Source organism: Cnuella takakiae (assembly GCF_001953305.1).
Classification (GTDB): domain Bacteria; phylum Bacteroidota; class Bacteroidia; order Chitinophagales; family Chitinophagaceae; genus Flavisolibacter; species Flavisolibacter takakiae.
Window position 1 is genome coordinate 5240572 of the sequence record NZ_MTFE01000010.1, and the last position, 20172, is coordinate 5260743.

Sequence of the window (20172 nt, forward strand, 5' to 3'; positions counted from 1 at the left end):
TAAGGTTTCTGTAAACAGGGGTAAAGCAATTCTTGCCGGCAGCTCCTTTGATTTATTCAGATAATCCAGGAGATATACCAACCGATCATTGTTTTGCTTTTCGGCAATTTTCGACTTTGCTTTTAGGATTGCTTTCTGAAGTTCGCCAATGTCAATAGGTTTAAGCAGGTAGTCCAGAGCAGCATATTTAATTGCCTGAATGCCATACTGATCATAAGCTGTGATAAAGACGACTTCAAAGTTTACCTCCGGTAGTTTTTGCAACAAATCAAACCCTGTACCATCCTGCATCCGAATATCCAGCAATACAAGCTGAGGGTCATACTTGCCAATAATCAAAACACCAGTCGCCACGCTATCGCATTCGGCAATAACCGTTACATCAGGACAGTGCTGCTTTAAAAGCTCCTGCAGATTATCCCGGTTCGCGGCCTCATCATCCACAATAAGCACACGCATGCTTATAACCAGTTTTTAAGTGTGATCGAAACTAAAGTTCCCTTTACCCCTGAACTGACTTCCAGGCAGATGGGCGTTTCTTTATGAAAGCTATTAAAAAGTTCAATGCGTTTTTTAGATAGTTTCAACCCTTTGCCAACGAACTGATGTGCTGAATTAAAGCCAGTACCATTATCACGTATTAAGACCAGAATATTTTGTCCGGCTTTTCCAAGCGAAATACCGATCCTGCCTCCTTGCCTCATTGGAGCTATACCATGTTTTACAGCATTTTCTACAAAAGGCTGCAGCAGCATTGCCGGAATCTCAGTGTTTGTGCTATCTATATTATCATGCGAATCAATCTCATACTGAAAGCTGAATCGCATCTGCTCCATTTGAAGATAATCATGCAACATTTTGATTTCTTCGGTGATGCTCACAAACTCCGTTTTTTGCTCGTCAAGTACATTTCGGGTAATGCGGGCAAACTGAGACAAATACAAGTTGGCGGATGAGATTTCGTTCTTATTAATCAGGTTTTGTATGCCAGCCAAAGCGTTGTACATAAAGTGTGGGTTTAGTTGGGCCCGAACTGATGTCAATTGGAGGCGGGCTATTTCCTGTTGCTGCGCAGCATGGGTAAGTCTATTTCTATGAAGCTTTAAATAATAAGCAAACAGAAGTGAACCTCCTAGAAGCACAATGCCTAAGACCATCATTACCTGTTGCAGGGAAAACATCGTGGTTTCAGATGCTATAACCTCAAAGGGAATGGGAATAGTTTGAGCAGTGGTATTTCGCTTGAACTGTTCTGGAGCTTCCGGAATCACCAGAATTTCGTATTGGCCAGGATGGTTGAAAAAGGAGCTATTAATCCTCAAAAAAGGACGGGGACTATAGTAGGATTTCTCCCATGCGTTAGACACATAAACTGTATCAGTTCTTCCTGCAACAGAGCGCTTCAGGTAAACATTGTACATGTCATCTTGAATGGTGGGCTCCATTTCTACAGCCAGATGATTAATACTATCTGACCAGTTAAACTGTAGCTTTCCTTTCTCCCACTTTGTTCTATCGAAATGAAATTGTTTGTTGCTGGGAATATGATGCTGTTTGTATGGCCTAAACAGGTATTGATTATTATGATTGATTACTACAGACCGCAACTGTGCGGCAGGAAGGTATAGGCTGTTAAATATGGAGACGCTTCGGCCCCTGTAATTGCCAGCCTTATAGATTTCCAGTTTGATCAATTTACCTCCAACCTGAAACTTACCCAGATAAGCAAAGGTCAATCCTTTGACAGAACGAAACTCTTGCGGCCTGGTCCACGATACCAGTTCGGCGCTGTCATTAGCTGTTACGTGGTAAATAAAACTGTCTGCGTTTTGTTGGGTAATTCCAGCTGCTGCTAATTCAATTTCACCAACACCATTAAGCCAATAAAGCGTAGCATCACCATAATAACTAACTTGCCCCGCATGCTCTGCGGGACGCTTGTATTTCAGAAATACCTGAAAGTCCTCGTTACGACTTCCTCGGATCCATTTTTCACCTCCTGCTTCCATCTTGTATTGCAAAGAATCTTTAGTCGTATAGTAAGGGCCTGAAATGGTATCCATTCTCTGTGCATAAACTTGTACACATGTTAGTATGCTAAAAGCCAAAAACGGGAAGACTGGACGCCAAAGGCTTTGGCAATTGAAAGAAAAAAGTCGGAGCAATTTACCAAGAGACCTCGTACTTGTTCGGAATGCTGTAATGCGGGTTGCTTTTTGAAGAAGCATCATAAAGTATGTTTGTTAAACGAACTTGTGAAACATTTTGCTTTCTTTTATAGGCAACGAGAATTCAATATGCACAGATTGGTATGCAAGCTATTTCAACTAGAATTCATGGTCAAACTACCATGCAAGACTTTCAGGTAGATAAATAAATGAATAAGTGGATTGTGCGATAGCTGCAATTCTATAAGGCCCGGTTTTCATGCAACAAAAGGGCTAAAGGTGCTATTTAACTGCTAACGTTCAACGCTGTGCTGCGGGGCAGTAACGCTGTGTCAGCCTGGCTACTGTACTAAAGCTTATTTGAAGACCTGTTGTACAGCTCCTATGCGTCAGCTCCGCTTGCGGCAACAATATGTTGTGCGCCGCTATCCAGCCTTGTACAAAGTGGTCACTTCTATTCTGTTGTTGTCAGGGTCAAGTGTCTCAAATTCGTAGTAGCCATCCCCTGTTTTCCTGGGTCCACTCAAGATCGGGTAACCGGCAGCTCTAAGCTCCAATGCTTTTTCCTCCACCTCCGCCATTGTCTCTACACCAAATGCCAGATGAATGATTCCCTGATGCTGCTTCCCTTTAGTGTCATTCAAGTTCGCAGGAATGTTGGGACGGTGCATGATTTCAAGTCTTGCTCCTGAGGCAAAGGAGAGAAAGTAGCTCTGAAACGCCTTTTGCGGGTTAACATATTTACCATTGGGCACTCCTCCGAAGTATTGCTGATAGTATGCTTTCAGACGCTCCAGGTCAGCCGTCCAGATAGCTACATGTTCCAGGTTCATATTACGTTAGATTTGCTTTAAAGTGAGGGTTTTGAGCGGAGAACGTATGTTGTGCGTTCATATCATCATCTTAGGTTGTGATATTTCTTTACTTCACCCAGAAACTTTGCCAGGTCAGCAACAAACTCGTTTTTTCGTTCGTAATGGATATTATGGCCAGTGTTTTCGTAAATGCCGTGGCAGATCAAATGTGGGTGCATCTGATGCAACGCTGCATTTTGCCGCTCGAACGGCTGCAGGTCATCCTTACCAATTGGGTCCAGAATCAGCATCGGAACACTCAAGTTCCGGAAGATGATCTTTGGTTCTAACATGGCTGCTGACTCAGCAAAAAGGGGAACAGCAGTTGATTTCCGGATGTTGTCTATAAACTGTTGCGCCGTTTGCATATTGAACAACTTGAACAATCCATATCCAATGCCCCATGTTCCTACCGCAGTTTTTTGAATCCATGCAAGGTTATCAAATTGGCTACCTTTTACGCTCGAATCAAACAAAACCTTATAAGCTACAAACTCACTAGTATAGGTTGTATCTACCACTTCCTGGTAGTAAATCTGATTTACCCGCTTTGCCAGTGAGTCTTCGCTCAGGCGGTGGTAAAAGCTGTTCATTGCAACCGAGCCTCCGTCTTCCAGCACAAGCCCTAAAACCAGGTCAGGATAAGCATCATAAAAGGCCGTGGCAACTGCACCTCCCCTTGACCAGCCTCCGACTACGGCATTCTTTATTTTATGCTGATCCATCAATACAGCAATATCATCCGCCACATGGTGTAAGGAAACTTCGTGGGCAGGAATAGGAGTTTGACCATGACCATAGTAATCAATGCCGATAACGAAATACCCTGCTTTTACCAAGGAGTCTGCAATCGGCAGCAATTCGTAGGCATTACTGAAGCTACCGTGTGCCCATACCAGGGGGATGCCGTTGCCGTCTCCCCAGGTAAGGTAATGCATGCGGGTGTTCTTGGTTTGTATGAATTGTCCATGAGCTTTTTCAAACCGGAGAAAGTCAGCCTTTGCTCTTCTATAAGCTGCTGCCACCTGGTCGTCTATGGTAGTTGTGTGACCACGCTGTGCATAAATTGTCGCTCCAATTAACAAGTGGACGAAAACAAGGAAAATTTGCTTCACAATATTGGAGATCATTGTTTTAGAGTCCGCTTAACGCACAACGTAGAACAGATTTCAGGATCCAAGGAGTTTCGGGTTTGGGTAGTTTCATTGCAATTCTATTGTTCAATAAAGCTATACAGTTTAAGAATTGTTCTTCAGTCCTGGTTTTAGGAACCTGATGTTAGCAGCTTTTCATTTGCTTACTTCCGTAACAATGCCAAGCTATGAGTGAATCGGCAAACTATCTTGCAGATTTTTCACTATCTTTTTTCCGACCTAACCACTTCATTATATGCCGAAAGGAGGGCTTCCATAACTATCTCTTTTTGTACTTCATTGAGTTCGAATGTAGTTGCTCCCTTTTCGCCCCACTTGTTAGGCACAGGATAAATGTTTCTTTCGTCCATTTGACAAAACACACCCTGCTCCGCAGGTGTCAAGAAAATATTGGCTGTATTGTCTTTCAGCAAATAACTAGCAAACATGCGTTTGCCAACTACCTTAAATCCAACTCTTTCAAAATGAGGTGCTTGCTCAGTTCCCAGAAAAGAAAGAGCCATTTCTGTAAAAGTTTCTACCGTCATCATGGGTTGCAATTCAAGTAGCCGCTAACGGTTTGCCGCTGTACGAAGGCGGAGGTTTTCAGCACTAAACTTTACTAGATGCACAAAGCTTCAAATTAACACCTCACTGTTACAGAAACACTCCCCCGCTTTTGTAAAACGGATGTTAGCGGGGCGTTGTTCTATGTCAAACAGTTTCCTTGCTAATCCATTTTCCAACTGTCGGTGCTATATAGGTATTCATTTTGCCAAGTAGTTCGTCAATATTATCACTTACTAAAAGCATTTGCTGATTAACTTCTTTTAAAAACCCTTGGTCAACCATTGTCTGAACTAAAATATTAAGTGAGTCGTAAAATCCGGCAATGTTTAATATCGCAATTGGTTTTTTGTGTAGACCAAGTTGTGCCCAAGTCAACATTTCAAAAAATTCTTCCAATGTCCCAAAACCACCTGGCAACGCAATTACACCATCGCATAGTTCATTCATTCTCGTTTTTCGTTCGTGCATTGTATCAACCAATATCAGCTCTGTTAAGCTTTCGTGTGCAATTTCTTTTGTCTTTAAAAAGTTGGGCAATACACCAATTACTTTTCCACCTTCACTTAAAACTCCATTTGCAACTGCTCCCATTAGTCCAACATTAGCACCACCATAAACCAAATCAATTTTCTGTTTAGCTAATGTTTGTCCAAGTAAAGTTGCTTGTGCTGTGTAAATGTCCTGTGTACCATAACTTGAACCACAAAATACTGTCACTCTTTTCATTCTTGTGTATATCTTTATTAATGTAAGTGTTGCATCTACAATGCCCGCTAATGTGAAAGCATCGGCGTTGTGGCAAAAATATAATTTCGTCCGTCTGATACAGCACAAAGGCTCAAAAGTGCTATTACCTTTGAGCCTTTATTTGTCAGCCGCCATAGCGCTAATGCAATGTTAAGCGTCTGTACACTTTCTTTTTCTACGTTTTACTTTACAACGGTTGCTTCCAGCTCCACCGTCAATGAAGCAAAAAGTCCTTTTACTTCAATAAGTGTGGTGGCTTGCTCAATCCCGTTTTTTTGAATAAACGGCACGTAAACATCCATACAGGTAGTGAAAAATTCCTGCGTCGATGTTGTGTAAATGTTCAGTCTTACAATGTTTTGTAATTCGTAGGCAGCCTCGCTTACCAATTGCTCCAGGTTGGCAATTGTTTGAATGAGCTGGCTCCGCATATCTGCATTGCTTGGTACGCCGTTCGCGTCAAGGGCTACTTGCCCGGAACAATACAGGGTGCCAGCTGGTTGTTTTACTTCAACGGCTTGTACCGAATTGGTGTTCTTGCCCCAGGCCCAGGGGTCAAATGTAGTCTTTTGCATTTCACGTGTTTGATGGTGAGATACAAAATTCAAATGCACTTGTGACAGCCCTGTGTCAGGGGTCGACAAGGATCAATGGAATTTTTCAAAATATTCTTGCAAGGTCATTTTATGGGGTTCAAACTTTTCAGCAAGCACTTCCATTTTCGCCATTCTGTCTAGCCGGAAATACCTGAACCCTTTTCGTAAGCGGCACCATGCAATCAGTAACCAGTTTTCAGTGGTACTTATCAAAGCAAATGGTTCAATAGTTCGGCATGATGGTTTGTTACCCTCGTTTGTGTAGTCAATTCTTACTGCATAAAAATTTGTCAGTGCATACTGGAGTTGTGAAATATTGCTGCTGTTTCTTTCTCTGTTTATGTTTTGCTCAAAACGGGTTCTTTCGGCAAGTAGGTCCGCTTTGTCTTTTTCCGGTTGCCGGAGCACTGCTTTTATTTTGTCAATAGCTTCTGTATAATCTTTTATAAAAGATGCGTCTCTATTTTTTAATACCAATTGTTCGGCAAGGATTAAAGCGTTGGCTTGGTTTTCGGAGAACATTATTGGTGGAATTCTGTAACCATCCATCAATGTATACCCTTTCCCATCTTCTGTTAAAATAGGTACACCTGCCTGTTCTAATGCCCTTATATCCCGGTAAATGGTTCGGATGCTTACGTTGAACTTCTCTGCCAAACTAGTTGCGGTCAAAAGGCGCTTTGTCTGCAATTGCGTAAGAATAGCAGTTAATCGGGAAAGGCGTTTTGTGTCGTTGTCGTTCATCTATTTTCTAACCATTGATTCGCTACCTTCGCCGGCGGCGTTACGCCTGACGTTTTAGGCCTTTGCGAAGGCAGGGGTACCCGTGTTCCTTCAGCCGATCCTATGTACAAATGTCATTTTTTTTTGGGAAGGTGTAAACCAGCACTTCAGCCATGCTTTTGCAAATGCAATGCTGCACGAATCCTTATTCTTCCAGGTGGTTTTTCAAATCCATTCTTTGGTGCAGAATCCTGAGTATCATAAGATCATTATATGGTTCAACCCGATATGATATAATGTGTTTGCCCACCCGATGCCCCATAACACTCTTGGCGATTACTGGATACTTTTTCCCAGTTCCGGATATTCAAGAACTTCCTGAAAGCTGGCCGTGAGCATTCTATGGTATTTATCGGCCTGGCGTTCTGACAAGGTATCATAAGTGTACTCCCAAATCTCAACAAGATCTTCAATGGCTTTGTTGGTGAGGAAATACTTAGCTATTCCGCTTCTTTTTTGCTTTTAGTTGTGCCAGCTGATGTTCGGGATTGAAGTCCTTTGCAATGCCACTGTTAATGCCATCCTGAATGGCATGTCGCAGCGCTATTACCCTGTTTTCTTCTTCTTCCAAAAGGCGTAGTCCAGCCCTGATGACTTCACTGGCATTCTTTAACCTGCCCTCCGTAATCCTGCTTTCAACAAAACCTTCGAAGTAATCGCCCAATGACACAGAAGTATTTCGTCCCATATACTCGAGTTTTCCACAAAGTTACCAAAAACTGGTAGTTAGCAGGCCTGCTTTTGGAGGGGTGGTCGGGAGATTTCACACAACGTAGAAGCATTGGTGATGTGGCGGAATTAATTATTCTTTTAGTCCGGACCAATGCTTAGTGAATGTACTAGTGCTCATTGCTTGTTTTGTAGCTTGCATAAATTCGGTCACGCGGGAACAAAAGCTGATTAGTGATTTACAGCTGATTGCTTGATTAGCACCCCGCCAAATTGATAATACACTGTTGGCTGCTGGCATGTTTCTAATCGCACACAAATTCCAATATGCTTAATGGTCATAGCTAATCACTCTTGTTAGCTTCCACCCATCAACTCTTTTCTGCCAGATATGAACAAACTTGAATGTCCCGCAATCATCCTTTCCGTTTTCAGAATGACAATACCGATGCATACCTATTTCAATGGCTCCATAGTCTTTGATAGGATATACCTCAAGACTTCCAGGTATAAGCGTTCTTCTTAGTCCATTGTTTTGATCAAAAAGCCGACGTGTATTTTCAATTAACTGATTGTAATTTGTCAAACCACCATGGTCATGATAAAACTCAAGGTCGGTAGCGAATACTTTTTTTTGCTTGTCTAGGTCTCGGTTGTTGAATGCGTCAAATAACACGCTGTCCATGTGAGCAATGGTATCATATAAGGCTCTCAATGCTAGTGCATATGGCTTTGTCACTTCACTACTGCTCATTCGTGAAGAAGCGCAAGCAGCAGTAATACACACTAAGGTTACATAAACAACAGCAGCTCTTAGCCTTTTCATATTGACTTTTTAATGTCGCGTTTCACCTGCAGCCAACGTCCATCGGCTTTTTTCTATGCTGGCATTCTCTTTTCGGCAGCCGAATAACTTACTAAATATAGATAGAATTACAAATGATAAAGTGAGAAGTGTCAGCCAGAATAGCACAAAGTCTTTTGTTGCGCGCTGTGTTGTCCTTAAGTATAGGGTAACAAAGGATAAATAGTAATAACAGGTTCTTAGAAACCCGTTATTACGAAATATAAATTCTACAATCGTTATATGCTTATCGGTAAATCAACTCAATAAATTGTTTTACCGTAGTAGGTTTCCTTCCTAAGAACGAAGATAAAGTTTCATCTTCCAGCTCCAAAGCATCCTGCGTTTCAGCCGTTGCCCACATAGTAAACATACCAATGTACACCTGGGGCACGCCTGCTTCTTTCATTATGTCTTCAAACTGGGTTACGGAAGGAGATTTATATTCTACTTCTTTACCCAATACCGCAGACATTTCTTTTGCTATGTCAGAAAAAGAAACCGAAGTTATATTGGTTAGCGGATACGTTTTGTTCTGGTGTCCCTCGGTATTCAACACCTGTGCGGCAGCCTCTGCCAGTTCTTCCCGAAGCACCCAACTCGCTTTACCTTCCTGGGCAGGAAACACAATCACTCCGGTTTCGGCTGCATTACCAGCAAAAACGGGAATCATCTCCAGGTAAATTCCATTTTAAAGTATGGTAAAATCTACACCACTGTTTTTCAGAAATATTTCAGTCTGTACATGCGAGTTTTGAAAGGCAGCAATCGCAGTGTGTTCATAGCCGGGCTTCCTTACAAAGGAAGTGTACACAATGTGGTTTACACCTGCCTCTTTTGCTGCCTTGATTGCATTGATGTGATGAGCCGTACGGTTTTCAACGACTCCTCTGTCGTTGCTGGAAACCAATAATAATTTCTTAATTCCTTGGAAAGCTTCAACCAGCGAATCAAAATCCGAATAATCTCCGTTACGTAGCTCAACACCCTTGTCTTGTAAATGACTTGCTTTGGCCGTATCTCGCACGAGGGCTACAACCTGCGATTCTTTTACACCTTTGCTTAGCAAATGGTCAATGGCTTTAGAACCAAACTGACCGGTAGCTCCTGTCACTAAAATCATGTCTGTGTATTTTCTTATAAAGCTAATCACATCACCTTCTGCTACATAGTTTGCCAGTGTCATTTAGCACTATACTTTTGTATAGTCTCAAGAGTAATTAAACTATGAATAGTTTTACCGAAGTACTACAAGAAGAGGAAGTAAATCATTGTCCTAAACCGCTGATTCTTGCGTTGAAGGACACCATGAATGCGGTAAAGGGCAAATGGAAGCTACCCATTATTGCCGCTTTATTTCATGGAAAAAACCGCTTTAAAAACTTGCAGGAAAACATCGAAAAAATAACGCCTCGGATGTTGTCTAAAGAGTTAAAAGAATTGGAAATCAATGGTATAGTCACCCGTCGTGTGCTGGGGCAATCTCCACTTTTGATAGAATACAGGCTTACACCGTCCGGCAAAAATATAACTAAGGTAATTGATGCAATGATTGATTGGGGTCTTACACACCGGAAGGCAGAAATTAAGATGACTAAGTAACAAATGACAAGGTGATGTCTTGCTGATATGTGTGCAAGTGTTTCGGCAGCAAACAACGGAAAAGGTATTTCTGCAGTAGCAGAAGTACGTGTCACGTTAGCTTACATTTATTAAAAATGGTTATTAGAATTGTTATTGTTCAACACTTACTCTTTAGCTGCTATGGCAGAAATATCATGTTAGTGGTATGCGGTTCTTCTTCATTCCTGGTTTATCATTGTTAGGATAGGGTTGTCTGTGCCAGGCAGCGGATCTGAAAAAAAGAAAAAGATTTGTCGGATTAAAAGGGGCAACCTCTTCTCAACATTCGGGATGTACTTTTCTTGTGTGGCAATGGTCAATTAAAAGACTGCCTGAATGCTAAAGGCGAGAGTTTCGCTTTAGTTTTGAATAATTTGCTAAATGACTGCGGATGCTCAAACCCTAGCTGATAGGCAACCTCTGAAACGGTCAAATGGGTTGTAGATAATAATTCTTTCGCCTTTTCAATTAATTTATGGTGTATGTGCTGTTGGGCATTCTGTCCGGTCAGTGAACGAAGCATATCACTTAAATAGCTTGGTGATAGGTTTACATGTGCGGCAAGGTATTGAACAGTTGGCAAACCTTGCTCGAAAGGTTTTTCGTTGCTGAAATAGTCGTCTAAAACCGTATCCAACTTATGCAGCAACTCGTTATTTACAGCTTTTCGTGTGATAAACTGGCGTTTGTAAAACCGATGGCTATAGCTGAGCAGCAATTCAACTTGAGAGATCACTATTTCCTGGCTGAAATCGTCGATTCTGCTGTGCAATTCTTCCTGCATTACCTTAAAAATTGAAATGATGGTTGCCTTTTCATGTTCGGATAAATGCAAGGCTTCGTTGGCAGCATAAGAAAAGAAGCCGTATTGGTTTACTTTTTTAGCCAACGGGTACGACAGCAAAAAATCGGGATGGATAAACAATATATAGCCTGATTTCACAGTGTCATCCGGGCTTTGAAAAGGCTGGTTTGGTGCTGTAAACACCAAACCTCCCTCTCCGAAATCGTAATAATTTTGCCCATACTTCATCGCCCCGCTAAGGTCCATCTTATAAGCAACTTTGTAAAAGTTCACTACCAGGAACTCTGGCAGCGTACCAGGGGTTATCTTAACATCTTCCAGTTTCACAAGGCTAACCAACGGGTGCACAGGCTTGTCTAAACCAAGAATGCTATGCAATTGGGTTAATGATTCAATCTTTAAAAGATGGTTTTTGTTCATGTAATGACTTATTGCAATCCATAACACTTAAAACTATTAATACCCTGTGTCTTACTGTTTGTAAAGTAAAACTTTATTTATTTTCAATACTGCCTTTGGCATCGGAACTGTTCTTTAGTTCCTGCTCTAAGTCTTCCCAACTTGTGTCGTTCTGATCAAATTCGCTACGCAAATAGGCGATGATGGACAAGCAAAGGAAGGAAACCCGGTCAGGGTTCTCATCAGTGGTTTCCGAAGCATCGTAACCAGAAATACCACCGAAAATGTGTTCCGCATCAAATATGGTCAGTAAACTTTTAGGTGCTGGACTGTGATAATAAGCATCAGCACGCCAGTTCTCAAGGTCAGAAAAGTTAGGGTTCTTGTCTTTATCTCCATTTATCACCAAGGCCGACAGTGTCATGGTTGAATAGTCAGTTCCTGCTAAGGGATTACCATAAAGTTTATTTCCTGTTTCATTCAATCCTTCGGGGCTTCCTGGCACCCCAATCATCACTCTTGCTTTCAATCTTGGTTCGGGGAAATTTACCTTTTCACCAGTTACCGGGTCAGTTACTTCCATACCGGCAAGCATGGCTACAGTATGTCCACCTAACGAATGCCCAATGACAGCAATATTGGTGGTGTTCACTCTTTCACCTAAGCCCGGAACATTTGCGAGAATACTTTCTAGGTTGTCCAGGATAAATTGAATATCCTTTGGCCGGGACTTCCAAAATGTAACGCCTTCTGCACCAATTGGCAGTGCCAATGCTTTTGAATTAAGATGCGTCGGTTGAATTACCACAAAACCTTGCGAAGCAAGGAAGTTGGAAAGCGGTGCGTAACCATTTAGAGAGGACAAAAAATTGGAGCGGCCATGGCCATGGGAAAGGATGATTACCGGGAGGCTATGGCCTGAAACAGGTGCTGATACCTTCATTGCTAAATCCACCGGGCGACCTGCTACCGGAATCGTCACAGGATAATAGGAAAAGATAGGACTTCCACCTTCGACTTTTAAAATCGACTTCTTAGAACTTGTGTTTGATTGTGTCATTTTGAATTGTTTTAATTGATGACACAAAACTCAGGAAGGTTTACCGGGCAGATGTAACCTAACCGGGGGAGATAGTAGCCAAAATGAGGATTCAAAAAATAGTAAGGATTTGTTCTTTTTGTTTAGGCGAAAGGTGGGCCTCGTGCACGATCAAAACATAATGTGCTAATGGGGGTGGCTTAAAAAGTTCCGAGCAGTAGGCTTTCTTTAAATTTTTCTGTGTAGGCAGGTCGCGTCGGATGTTGATCTGTCAGAGGCTAGGTGGATTTGTGGTGTGCCCTACCATTACTGCTAACGTCAACTGTGTAAAAAGGGTTCAGCTGTTGTCGTTTACAAGCAGTAAGATAAAAAGAAGTGCAAATAACTTTACTGGTCTAAAAAGTTCTTTATGGCGTACCTGCAAGGCACGGACAGATTGCAAACAGCCATCTTCTGCCTGGAGGACTTCATAGCTCCCGATGCGCCTGTGCGCATACTGGAGGCTTTTTGCAAGCAGGTCGACTATACAGAGCCCTGAACTTCAGGGGCAAGTATACCCAAGAGGCCTGCAGACCTAATTACCATCCTTCGCTGCTGCTCGCCCTTTACCTCTACGGCTACCTTAATGGCATCCGCTCTTCGCGCAAGATGGCACAGGAATACACGCGCAACATTGAGGTGATGTGGCTCTGCAACAATCTCAGACCTAAGTACCACACCATTGCTGATTTCAGAAAACGGCATGCCACACAGATCAGGGCCGTATTCCTCCAGTTTGTAGCCTTGATGTGCCAGTGGAAAGGGGTGGGCAAAAAGAACATTGCCATTGATGGCACCCGATTCCGTGCACAGAACAGCAGAAAGGCTAATTACAGCGAAGAAAAGATTCGGCACCAGTTAGCCTATATCATTTAGAAAGTATCCGATTACCTGGAGGAGGTGCAGGCCATAGACCGCAAAGAGAAAACAAAGCTTAAGGACATGCAGCGCCTGCTCAAACTCACTCAGAACAAAGAAGCCCTGGAGCAGCGCAGGCCCTACCATGCAGTAGTTCGCTGTTTATTGACAATGATACTATCCGGTAACATTTTGTTCATGATTCTTTAAGATTGAATTAGCACGTTAGGTTTCATATGACTTTACGTTTGCACAACTCTTAATGAGCGATCAATTCTTGCCATGGATCAGCTCTGAAACCCTTGTGTTCTGCGGATCCTTTATCAGTTCTGGCAGCTCAAATAACAAAATACTTTTAGCAATGAATATTGACTTGAAGCGACATCGCTGTCTAGGTGTCATTCTTTTGCTCTTACTGAGCTTTTCCTTTCGCGGGATGGCCCAGCAGGGAGTAACTGTAAGCGGTGTTGTATTGGACGATGCCGGGGCTGCACTTTCCAATGTAACCGTGACTGCTATTAACCAGGCTGATACTGCCGTGCAGTCTGCAACGGTCACCAATGGGAAAGGTATATTTACCTTCAACCGGCTGGTGGTTGGAAATTTGTACAGATTTCGTGCTTCGCACATTGGTTTCACCCAGCAGATCTTGAATAACTATAAGGTAGCAGCCAGTGATAACAAGGCTGTCTCTTTTGTAATGCCCCGTTCTGCCGGCGCATCAATGGAAGAGGTGATCGTAGTGGGTTATGGTACCCAAAAGCGGGTGAATGCAACCGGTGCAGTAGACCAGATCTCTGCGGAAGCATTTGAAAACCGACCCATTACCAACCTCACCCAGGGTTTACAAGGTCAGTTGCCTAACCTGAACCTGCGGATGCTGGATGGTAAGCCTACACAGTCTCCCAGCTATAATATCAGGGGCACAACCTCCATTGGACAGGGTGGTAGCGCCCTGGTGCTGATCGACGGTTTTGAGGGGGATCCCAGCCAGTTGAACCCTAATGACGTGGAGTCCATCTCTATTCTGAAAGATGCCGCTTCCGCCGCCATCTATGGTGCCCGCGGGGTGTTTGGCGTAGTGCTGATCACCACCAAGAAAGGTGTAAAAGGCCGGACCAGCGTAAACTACTCCAGCAACTTTGCATTGAAGTCTCCCGTTGTCCGTCCTGATTTCGTGACCGATGGTTACACTTGGTCCCGGATGTTTGCTGAAGCCTTTATCAACGGGGATGGCGCCTTCCCGCAGAATGCGAACAAAACCCAGCGTTTCTCCCAGGCCTACCTGGATGAGTTCCGTCGTCGGGCAGAGTCGGGAGCGCCATACAACACCATCGACATCAATCCCACTACCGGAGAGTATACCTACTACGGCAGTACGGATTACTATGCGGAATTGTACAAGAAGCGTACCGCCGCCTATGACAATAATATCACGGTGAGCGGAGGTTCGGACAAGGCCACCTTCCTGGTGTCTGGCCGTTCGATGATCCAGAAAGGTCTGTTTCGGTACAACAGCGATGATTATGATATGAAGAATATCCGTGCCCGCGGAACCATCGAGATTTTTCCCTGGTTGACCATCGAGAACAATGCGGATTACTCCATCATGAATTACCACAACCCCATCAACGTTGGCGAAGGGGGCGGAATCTGGCGGAACATTGCAGATGAGGGCCACCCCACCATGCCGCTGTTCAACCCCGACGGGAGCCTGACTTTTTCTGCTGCCTACACCATTGGTGACTTTGTGCTGGGTAAGAATGGAATTGATACCCGTCGGGAAATCTTCCGCAACATTACCGGTTTGCGCAGCCGTTTCTTCAACAACAAACTCCGGTTCAATGCGGATTTCACGTTCCGTAATACAGACCAGGCCCGTGAACAGAAACGTGTGCCGGTTCCTTACAGCAACGCGGTGGGGCAGGTTGGTTACGTGGGTACCACCACAAACGACCTGCTGAACGATGACCGTAACACCCGTTACTGGGCTACCAACATTTACACCGAATACGAGAATGATTTTGGTGCCAATCACCACCTGAAGGCAATGGTGGGTTATAACTACGAGCAATCCACTTATAACCGCGTAGCGGTTCAGCGGAACGGTCTCATCTTTGAAGATGCCACGGACCTCAACCTGGCCCTGGGCCAGGCGATCACCACCGGTGGCGGTTACGAACAGTGGGCCATACTGGGTGGATTCTCACGTTTGAACTATTCTTTTGGCAATCGCTACCTGGTGGAGATCAATGCCCGCTACGATGGTTCTTCCAAGTTTCCCGCCGAGCAGCGTTATGGTTTCTTTCCTTCCATTTCAGCCGGTTGGAGAATTAATAAAGAGAACTTCTGGAATGTTGCTCCAGGCCTGGTCTCCGATCTGAAGATCCGTGCTTCTTACGGTTCACTGGGTAACGGCAACATCGCTTCCTATGCCTTCCAGGAGCAGTTCGGGATCAGCCAGTCCGGCCAGATCCTCCAGGGATCCCGCCCCCAGACCACATCTAACCCCGGTGTGATCCCGGCAGGTCTTACTTGGGAAACCTCCACCACCAGCAACATCGGTCTGGACCTGACCATGCTGAAAGGCCGGCTGACCTTTGTGGGTGATGCCTATATCCGCAAGACCACGGATATGTTTACCTTGGGCCTCACTCCTCCCGCCGTATTTGGCGCCACGGTTCCCCGTGGCAACTTCGCCGACCTGACCACCCGCGGATGGGAAGCAACCCTGGGCTGGAATGATAGGATCGGTCGCGGCAAGAAGCCCGTCCGGTATAGTGTTCGCCTGATGGTGTCGGACAACAAGACCAGGATCGATAAGTATAACAACCCCGACAAATTACTGAGCGACTACTATGAAGGGCAGACGCTGGGTGAAATCTGGGGTTATGAAACCGAAGGTTTCTTCATCGACGAAGGGGATATCGCCCGGCATGCCAAGCAGAACCCCCAGATGCGGGCTTCTCCCAACGGGAACTGGTATCCCGGCGATATCAAGCTCCGTGACCTGAATGGTGATGGCTTCATCAACGTGGGTGAGAACAAAGCGGGCAATTCCGGCGACCGCCGGATCATTGGAAACTCGGCTCCCCGCTACAACTACGGAATCAACCTGGGCGCCGACTGGAACAACATATCCTTCTCGGTATTCTTCCAGGGCGTAGGCAAGCAGCAGTGGTATCCCAGCACCGAAACCGAAATGTTCTGGGGCCAGTATAACCGTCCTTACAACAACATTCCCACCTTCCACCTCGGTAATATGTGGACTCCAGAGAATACCGACGCCTACTTCCCCCGGACCATGTCCCGTGCTGCTTCCAGCAACACCAACAGGACCCTGGGTGTGGCGCAGACCCGTTACCTGCAGAATGTGGCCTACCTGCGGATGAAGAATATCCAGGTCGGTTACAACCTGCCTTCCGCCTGGATCGGCCGCATTGGTGCCCGAAGCCTGCGGGTGTACTTTTCCGGCGAAAACCTGTTCACTTATTCTCCCATGTACAAGATCGTGAAAAACACCATCGATGTGGAGAATGCCGTACCGGCTGACCAGGACCTGAACTCCGGGGCCACCAACGGGGATGGTTACAACTACCCGCAACTGAAGAGCTATTCTTTCGGGATCAATGTTGGATTTTAATTGCTGATACGTGCAAAAAATTAATGATGAAAAAGATTTATATAGGACTCCTGGCAGCCGTACTTGGCCTGGCTGCCTGTGATAAACTGGACCAGCTCCCCGAGTCGACAGCCTCCCGGCAGGCGGTGTTTGGCTCTGAGAACGGCCTTAGGCTGTACACCAATTCGTTTTACAACATGGGTTTCCTGACGAGGAATTCTACCACCATGGACGCCATGACCGATTACCTGGCTGTTCGTTCGGTGCAGGACTTTATCCGTCCCGGAGGCTTTGCGGCCAACAACAGTTCTGGCTGGAGCTGGAGTGATCTCCGGAACATCAACTATTTCATCGTGAACTGCAACAACCCCGCGGTTCCCGAAGCCACCCGGAACAACTACCTGGGACTGGCCCGCTATTTCCGCGCCTTTTTCTATTTTGATAAGGTGGAACGGTTTGGTGATGTGCCCTGGATCAACCGTCCCCTTGACATTACCGACAGCAGCGCCCTTAATGCAGGCCGCGACAGCCGGACCCTGGTGATGGACTCCGTACTCGCCGACCTGGACTTTGCCTGCAACAATATCCAGGCAACCTCTGACCCCAGCCGGACCACGGTGACCAAATGGGTGGCTTATGCACTCAAGTCCCGGATCTGTCTTTTTGAAGGAACCTACCGGAAATACCACACGGAGCTGAACCTGGCCGGTTCCGCCAACCGCTGGCTGGAAGAATCCGCCTCAGCTGCCAAGTTCATCATGGACAATGGGGGCTTCAGCATCAATACCGCCGGTGGAGACCTGGCTTACCGCAACGTGTTTATCAGCAATGCACCGCTGGCCAACGAAGTACTGCAGGCTTCCGTGGCCGATGTGAACCTGGGTGTGCTGAATGAAGGAAACTGGTGGTGGACCTCGGGTACCTATGGTGCCAAGGCCAGCTTTACTCGCACCTTTATCAATACCTACCTGAAAATCGACGGCACTCCCTTCACCAATACCCCTGGGTACCAGACCATGCTGTTTAAAGATGAAGTCAAGAACCGCGACCTGCGCCTGAAACAAACCATCCGCACCCCAGGTTATACCCGCATCAGCAATGGTGCCGTGGTACCTGCGCCTCCCGTTTTTTCTTACACTTTTACCGGTTACCAGCCTATTAAATGGGTATTGGACGATATGCGTTTTGACGCCGGTGCGCTGAACACAAACGCCATCCCGCTGTTTCGCTTTGCTGAAGTGCTGCTGAACTACGCCGAAGCCAAAGCTGAACTGGGTGCCCTTACTGATGCCGAATGGGCACAGACCATTGGCGTGCTGCGTGGCCGTGCCGGTATTACCGGTGGCCTGCAGGCCAAGCCCATGGTTGCTGACCCTTACCTGATTGCGAACTATTTTCCCGGCATATCCGACCCCGCCATTCTGGAAGTTCGTCGTGAACGCGGTATCGAACTCAGCCTGGAAGGTGTACGTTTCGCAGACTTACTGCGCTGGAAGCGTGGAGAGTTGATGGAGCAGGTTTGGAACGGCTTCTATGTACCGGCCCTGAATACGCCTATGGACCTGAATGAAGACGGCATCAATGATGTGTTGTTCTACCAGGGTACAGCTCCCGCACCAATTGCCGGCGTCACCTTTGTGAATGTATCCCCCACCATCGGTGGTGCAGTTAACTCACAGCGGCTCTCAAACAATACCTCTGGCGAACTGACCTGGATGACGGAGATACCCCGCGACTGGACCGATAAAAACTACCTGTACCCGATTCCTTTAAATGACTTGCAGCGTAACCCACGCCTGGGCCAAAACCCCGGCTGGGAATAAAGGACATGGTGTCCGGCCGGCCCCGGTTATAAAACCGGGTGGGCGGACCATTTCATATCTATTTAAAAACCGGCTGGAAATTACCGCATTGCCAACAGTAGGTCCTCTCGGAAGGCCAGGTAAGCGTCGCTCTGTCCTTCGGTGCGTTTCGGGAGCCGCTTTGAAAACAATGGTAACGTACAACCTGATATTTAGACCGCTTCTTAAAACAGAACATATGAGTGTTAAATTGTGGCTGGCTGGCGCCTTCCTTGCCCTGAACATAGTTTCCGCACAGGCCCAAAAGCTGACCGTGGGCACATTCAACATCCGTTTCGATAACCCGCGTGATACCGGCAACCTTTGGGTTGACCGTGGGCCCATCGTTTCCAACCTGATCCGTTTTCATGATTTTGATATACTCGGTATACAGGAAGGATACAAGAACCAATTGGACGATATCAACAAGGACCTTCCCGAGTACGGGTTGTATGGAAAGGGTCGCGACGATGGTAAGGATGCCGGCGAGCATTCCGCCATCTTCTATAAAACAGACCGTTTTACCCTGCTGAAGAGCGGTGATTTTTGGCTTTCGGAAGCACCTGACGTACCGGGAAGAGGCTGGGATGCCACCTGCTGCAACCGCATCTGCTCATGGATCTACCTGCAGGATAAGCAGACGAAAAAGAAGTTCTATGCCTTCAATGTACACTTTGATCACCAGGGCGTAGTAGCCCGACGCGAAAGCGCCAAATTGATACTTTCTAAAATCGGAGCGATTGCAGGCAAAGAGCCCGTTCTTCTAACTGGTGACTTTAACGGTGGCAGGGACACCGAATGGTATCTTACCATGGCAAACTCAGGCAGCCTCACCGATGTTTTTACCAAAGTGAAGTATCCGTATGCCAACAACTCCTCTGCCAATGGCTTTCGCACCCCCCGTGGTACAACAGTGATCGACCACATTTTTATGAGCAAACAGTTCACTGCCAGTAAATGGGGTATATTGACCGATACCTACTTTGGAAAATTTCCTTCAGACCACTTTCCAGTGTTAAGCGTGGTGGAGTTGAAATAACAAATTGGTCTTGATCATTCTTTCAGCAGGATGGTTTGATTCTGCCGGTTGTACTGCAGCTTGAATAATTTGCCTCGTGGCCTGGAGTTGCTTTAAGCAGCTCCGGGCTTTTTTATTATTGGCATTTGAAAAAACCATTACTGCGGCAATAGATGACCGCGAGTTTGGATAGGATAGAGATATATAGCGCCTGAATGCTGGTCTAATATTAAGGAGATAGCAATGAAGCAACCATCCCGGCTATATATTACCTTGAGTTCTGTTATGAGCAAATGCCTGACTTGTATTGCTTACAGCATTTTGATGCCGCAGATATGGTAACACTAACCGAGGGTCAGTTCTTTTGCCAGACAAATGAATCAACACATTTACAAGGTATCACCCTGACCGATACTGAATATACGCATGACAGCGTGGATGGGTATTGTCATCAGAATGCCTACTTCCAAATAGAGGTGTTTAAGAACGCTACAGTTATGATATAGGAGTACTTTAACAAAGTAAACCGTTCCACGCTTTATGATGTTCGTTCGGCAGGCAAAA

At 45.6% G+C, this 20172-nt stretch carries 22 protein-coding genes; 6 read left to right on the forward strand and 16 right to left on the reverse strand.

The annotated features are described in order from the left end of the window. The 14 genes from BUE76_RS24895 to BUE76_RS24915 all read right to left on the reverse strand — a co-directional run. Nucleotides 1–459, reverse strand: a 459-nt coding sequence (locus BUE76_RS24895) for a LytR/AlgR family response regulator transcription factor (RefSeq protein ID WP_216820712.1), incomplete at its 3' end; no start/stop codon positions are given. 2 nt (nt 460–461) lie between these two features. Then, nucleotides 462–2231, reverse strand: coding sequence for a sensor histidine kinase (locus BUE76_RS22405; RefSeq protein ID WP_073041769.1), 1770 nt, complete (start codon nt 2229–2231; stop codon nt 462–464). A gap of 362 nt (nt 2232–2593) precedes the next feature. Further along, nucleotides 2594–3001, reverse strand: coding sequence for a VOC family protein (locus BUE76_RS22410; RefSeq protein ID WP_073041767.1), 408 nt, complete (start codon nt 2999–3001; stop codon nt 2594–2596). A 65-nt stretch (nt 3002–3066) separates the two neighbouring features. After that, nucleotides 3067–4152, reverse strand: coding sequence for an alpha/beta fold hydrolase (locus BUE76_RS22415; RefSeq protein WP_083596435.1), 1086 nt, complete (start codon nt 4150–4152; stop codon nt 3067–3069). A gap of 227 nt (nt 4153–4379) precedes the next feature. Beyond that, on the reverse strand, nt 4380–4706 hold the full coding sequence (locus BUE76_RS22420) for an MmcQ/YjbR family DNA-binding protein (RefSeq protein WP_073041765.1): 327 nt from the start codon (nt 4704–4706) through the stop codon (nt 4380–4382). A gap of 163 nt (nt 4707–4869) precedes the next feature. Beyond that, nucleotides 4870–5451, reverse strand: a complete 582-nt coding sequence (locus BUE76_RS22425; RefSeq protein ID WP_073041763.1) for an LOG family protein — start codon at nt 5449–5451, stop codon at nt 4870–4872. Nucleotides 5452–5654: 203 nt separating this feature from the next. After that, a complete protein-coding gene (locus tag BUE76_RS22430; protein WP_073041761.1) occupies nt 5655–6047 on the reverse strand; it encodes a RidA family protein in 393 nt (130 codons plus the stop codon). 72 nt (nt 6048–6119) lie between these two features. Then, a complete protein-coding gene (locus tag BUE76_RS22435; RefSeq protein WP_073041759.1) occupies nt 6120–6812 on the reverse strand; it encodes a helix-turn-helix transcriptional regulator in 693 nt (230 codons plus the stop codon). A 184-nt stretch (nt 6813–6996) separates the two neighbouring features. Beyond that, entirely contained in the window at nt 6997–7158 is a 162-nt protein-coding gene (locus tag BUE76_RS25510) for a type II toxin-antitoxin system RelE/ParE family toxin (RefSeq protein ID WP_394333555.1), read from the reverse strand. Further along, a complete protein-coding gene (locus BUE76_RS25515) occupies nt 7128–7295 on the reverse strand; it encodes a type II toxin-antitoxin system RelE/ParE family toxin (protein WP_216820777.1) in 168 nt (55 codons plus the stop codon). Before BUE76_RS25515 ends, BUE76_RS25510 begins: the two co-directional genes overlap by 31 nt. Continuing rightward, entirely contained in the window at nt 7288–7539 is a 252-nt protein-coding gene (locus tag BUE76_RS22445) for a type II toxin-antitoxin system ParD family antitoxin (RefSeq protein ID WP_073041757.1), read from the reverse strand. The genes BUE76_RS25515 and BUE76_RS22445 overlap by 8 nt, the downstream gene beginning before the upstream one ends. 312 nt (nt 7540–7851) lie before the next feature. After that, the gene (locus BUE76_RS22450) at nt 7852–8346 is read right to left on the reverse strand and encodes a nuclear transport factor 2 family protein (protein ID WP_073041755.1); all 495 of its coding nucleotides are present in this window, start codon (nt 8344–8346) and stop codon (nt 7852–7854) included. Nucleotides 8347–8611: 265 nt separating this feature from the next. Next, nucleotides 8612–8992 carry a Rossmann-fold NAD(P)-binding domain-containing protein gene (locus tag BUE76_RS24910; protein WP_216820714.1) on the reverse strand — a complete coding sequence of 127 codons (381 nt, stop codon included), beginning with the start codon at nt 8990–8992 and terminating at the stop codon, nt 8612–8614. A 63-nt stretch (nt 8993–9055) separates the two neighbouring features. After that, on the reverse strand, nt 9056–9550 hold the full coding sequence (locus BUE76_RS24915) for an NAD(P)H-binding protein (RefSeq protein WP_216820715.1): 495 nt from the start codon (nt 9548–9550) through the stop codon (nt 9056–9058). Between the two features lie 41 nt (nt 9551–9591). Between BUE76_RS24915 and BUE76_RS22460 the strand changes: the two genes are divergently transcribed. Continuing rightward, the gene (locus BUE76_RS22460) at nt 9592–9966 is read left to right on the forward strand and encodes a winged helix-turn-helix transcriptional regulator (RefSeq protein ID WP_073041753.1); all 375 of its coding nucleotides are present in this window, start codon (nt 9592–9594) and stop codon (nt 9964–9966) included. Nucleotides 9967–10303: 337 nt separating this feature from the next. Here the strand turns inward: BUE76_RS22460 and BUE76_RS22465 are convergent, their stop codons facing one another. Both BUE76_RS22465 and BUE76_RS22470 read right to left on the reverse strand, forming a co-directional pair. Further along, nucleotides 10304–11212 (reverse strand): helix-turn-helix domain-containing protein, encoded by a 909-nt coding sequence (locus BUE76_RS22465; protein WP_073041751.1) that lies wholly within the window; start codon nt 11210–11212, stop codon nt 10304–10306. 73 nt (nt 11213–11285) lie between these two features. Beyond that, nucleotides 11286–12251 carry an alpha/beta hydrolase family protein gene (locus BUE76_RS22470; RefSeq protein ID WP_073041749.1) on the reverse strand — a complete coding sequence of 322 codons (966 nt, stop codon included), beginning with the start codon at nt 12249–12251 and terminating at the stop codon, nt 11286–11288. A gap of 388 nt (nt 12252–12639) precedes the next feature. Between BUE76_RS22470 and BUE76_RS25320 the strand changes: the two genes are divergently transcribed. The 5 genes from BUE76_RS25320 (at nt 12640) to BUE76_RS22490 (ending at nt 19629) form a co-directional block, all read left to right on the forward strand. After that, nucleotides 12640–12768, forward strand: coding sequence for a hypothetical protein (locus tag BUE76_RS25320; RefSeq protein ID WP_262485770.1), 129 nt, complete (start codon nt 12640–12642; stop codon nt 12766–12768). After that, nucleotides 12738–13145, forward strand: coding sequence for a transposase (locus BUE76_RS22475; RefSeq protein WP_073041747.1), 408 nt, complete (start codon nt 12738–12740; stop codon nt 13143–13145). The genes BUE76_RS25320 and BUE76_RS22475 overlap by 31 nt, the downstream gene beginning before the upstream one ends. A 343-nt stretch (nt 13146–13488) precedes the next feature. Next, the gene (locus BUE76_RS22480) at nt 13489–16770 is read left to right on the forward strand and encodes a SusC/RagA family TonB-linked outer membrane protein (RefSeq protein WP_073041745.1); all 3282 of its coding nucleotides are present in this window, start codon (nt 13489–13491) and stop codon (nt 16768–16770) included. A 26-nt stretch (nt 16771–16796) separates the two neighbouring features. Then, a complete protein-coding gene (locus BUE76_RS22485; RefSeq protein WP_073041743.1) occupies nt 16797–18572 on the forward strand; it encodes a RagB/SusD family nutrient uptake outer membrane protein in 1776 nt (591 codons plus the stop codon). Nucleotides 18573–18789: 217 nt separating this feature from the next. Beyond that, nucleotides 18790–19629, forward strand: coding sequence for an endonuclease/exonuclease/phosphatase family protein (locus BUE76_RS22490; protein ID WP_073041741.1), 840 nt, complete (start codon nt 18790–18792; stop codon nt 19627–19629). Nucleotides 19630–20172 lie beyond the last annotated feature (543 nt).

Coding starts and splice junctions, on each gene's coding strand:
- BUE76_RS22405 (WP_073041769.1), bottom strand. CDS start 2,231: ATGATGCTTCTTCAAAAAGCAACCCGCATTACAGCATTCCGAACAAGT.
- BUE76_RS22410 (WP_073041767.1), bottom strand. CDS start 3,001: ATGAACCTGGAACATGTAGCTATCTGGACGGCTGACCTGGAGCGTCTG.
- BUE76_RS22415 (WP_083596435.1), bottom strand. CDS start 4,152: ATGATCTCCAATATTGTGAAGCAAATTTTCCTTGTTTTCGTCCACTTG.
- BUE76_RS22420 (WP_073041765.1), bottom strand. CDS start 4,706: ATGATGACGGTAGAAACTTTTACAGAAATGGCTCTTTCTTTTCTGGGA.
- BUE76_RS22425 (WP_073041763.1), bottom strand. CDS start 5,451: ATGAAAAGAGTGACAGTATTTTGTGGTTCAAGTTATGGTACACAGGAC.
- BUE76_RS22430 (WP_073041761.1), bottom strand. CDS start 6,047: ATGCAAAAGACTACATTTGACCCCTGGGCCTGGGGCAAGAACACCAAT.
- BUE76_RS22435 (WP_073041759.1), bottom strand. CDS start 6,812: ATGAACGACAACGACACAAAACGCCTTTCCCGATTAACTGCTATTCTT.
- BUE76_RS22445 (WP_073041757.1), bottom strand. CDS start 7,539: ATGGGACGAAATACTTCTGTGTCATTGGGCGATTACTTCGAAGGTTTT.
- BUE76_RS22450 (WP_073041755.1), bottom strand. CDS start 8,346: ATGAAAAGGCTAAGAGCTGCTGTTGTTTATGTAACCTTAGTGTGTATT.
- BUE76_RS24915 (WP_216820715.1), bottom strand. CDS start 9,550: ATGACACTGGCAAACTATGTAGCAGAAGGTGATGTGATTAGCTTTATA.
- BUE76_RS22460 (WP_073041753.1), top strand. CDS start 9,592: ATGAATAGTTTTACCGAAGTACTACAAGAAGAGGAAGTAAATCATTGT.
- BUE76_RS22465 (WP_073041751.1), bottom strand. CDS start 11,212: ATGAACAAAAACCATCTTTTAAAGATTGAATCATTAACCCAATTGCAT.
- BUE76_RS22470 (WP_073041749.1), bottom strand. CDS start 12,251: ATGACACAATCAAACACAAGTTCTAAGAAGTCGATTTTAAAAGTCGAA.
- BUE76_RS25320 (WP_262485770.1), top strand. CDS start 12,640: ATGGCGTACCTGCAAGGCACGGACAGATTGCAAACAGCCATCTTCTGC.
- BUE76_RS22480 (WP_073041745.1), top strand. CDS start 13,489: ATGAATATTGACTTGAAGCGACATCGCTGTCTAGGTGTCATTCTTTTG.
- BUE76_RS22485 (WP_073041743.1), top strand. CDS start 16,797: ATGAAAAAGATTTATATAGGACTCCTGGCAGCCGTACTTGGCCTGGCT.
- BUE76_RS22490 (WP_073041741.1), top strand. CDS start 18,790: ATGAGTGTTAAATTGTGGCTGGCTGGCGCCTTCCTTGCCCTGAACATA.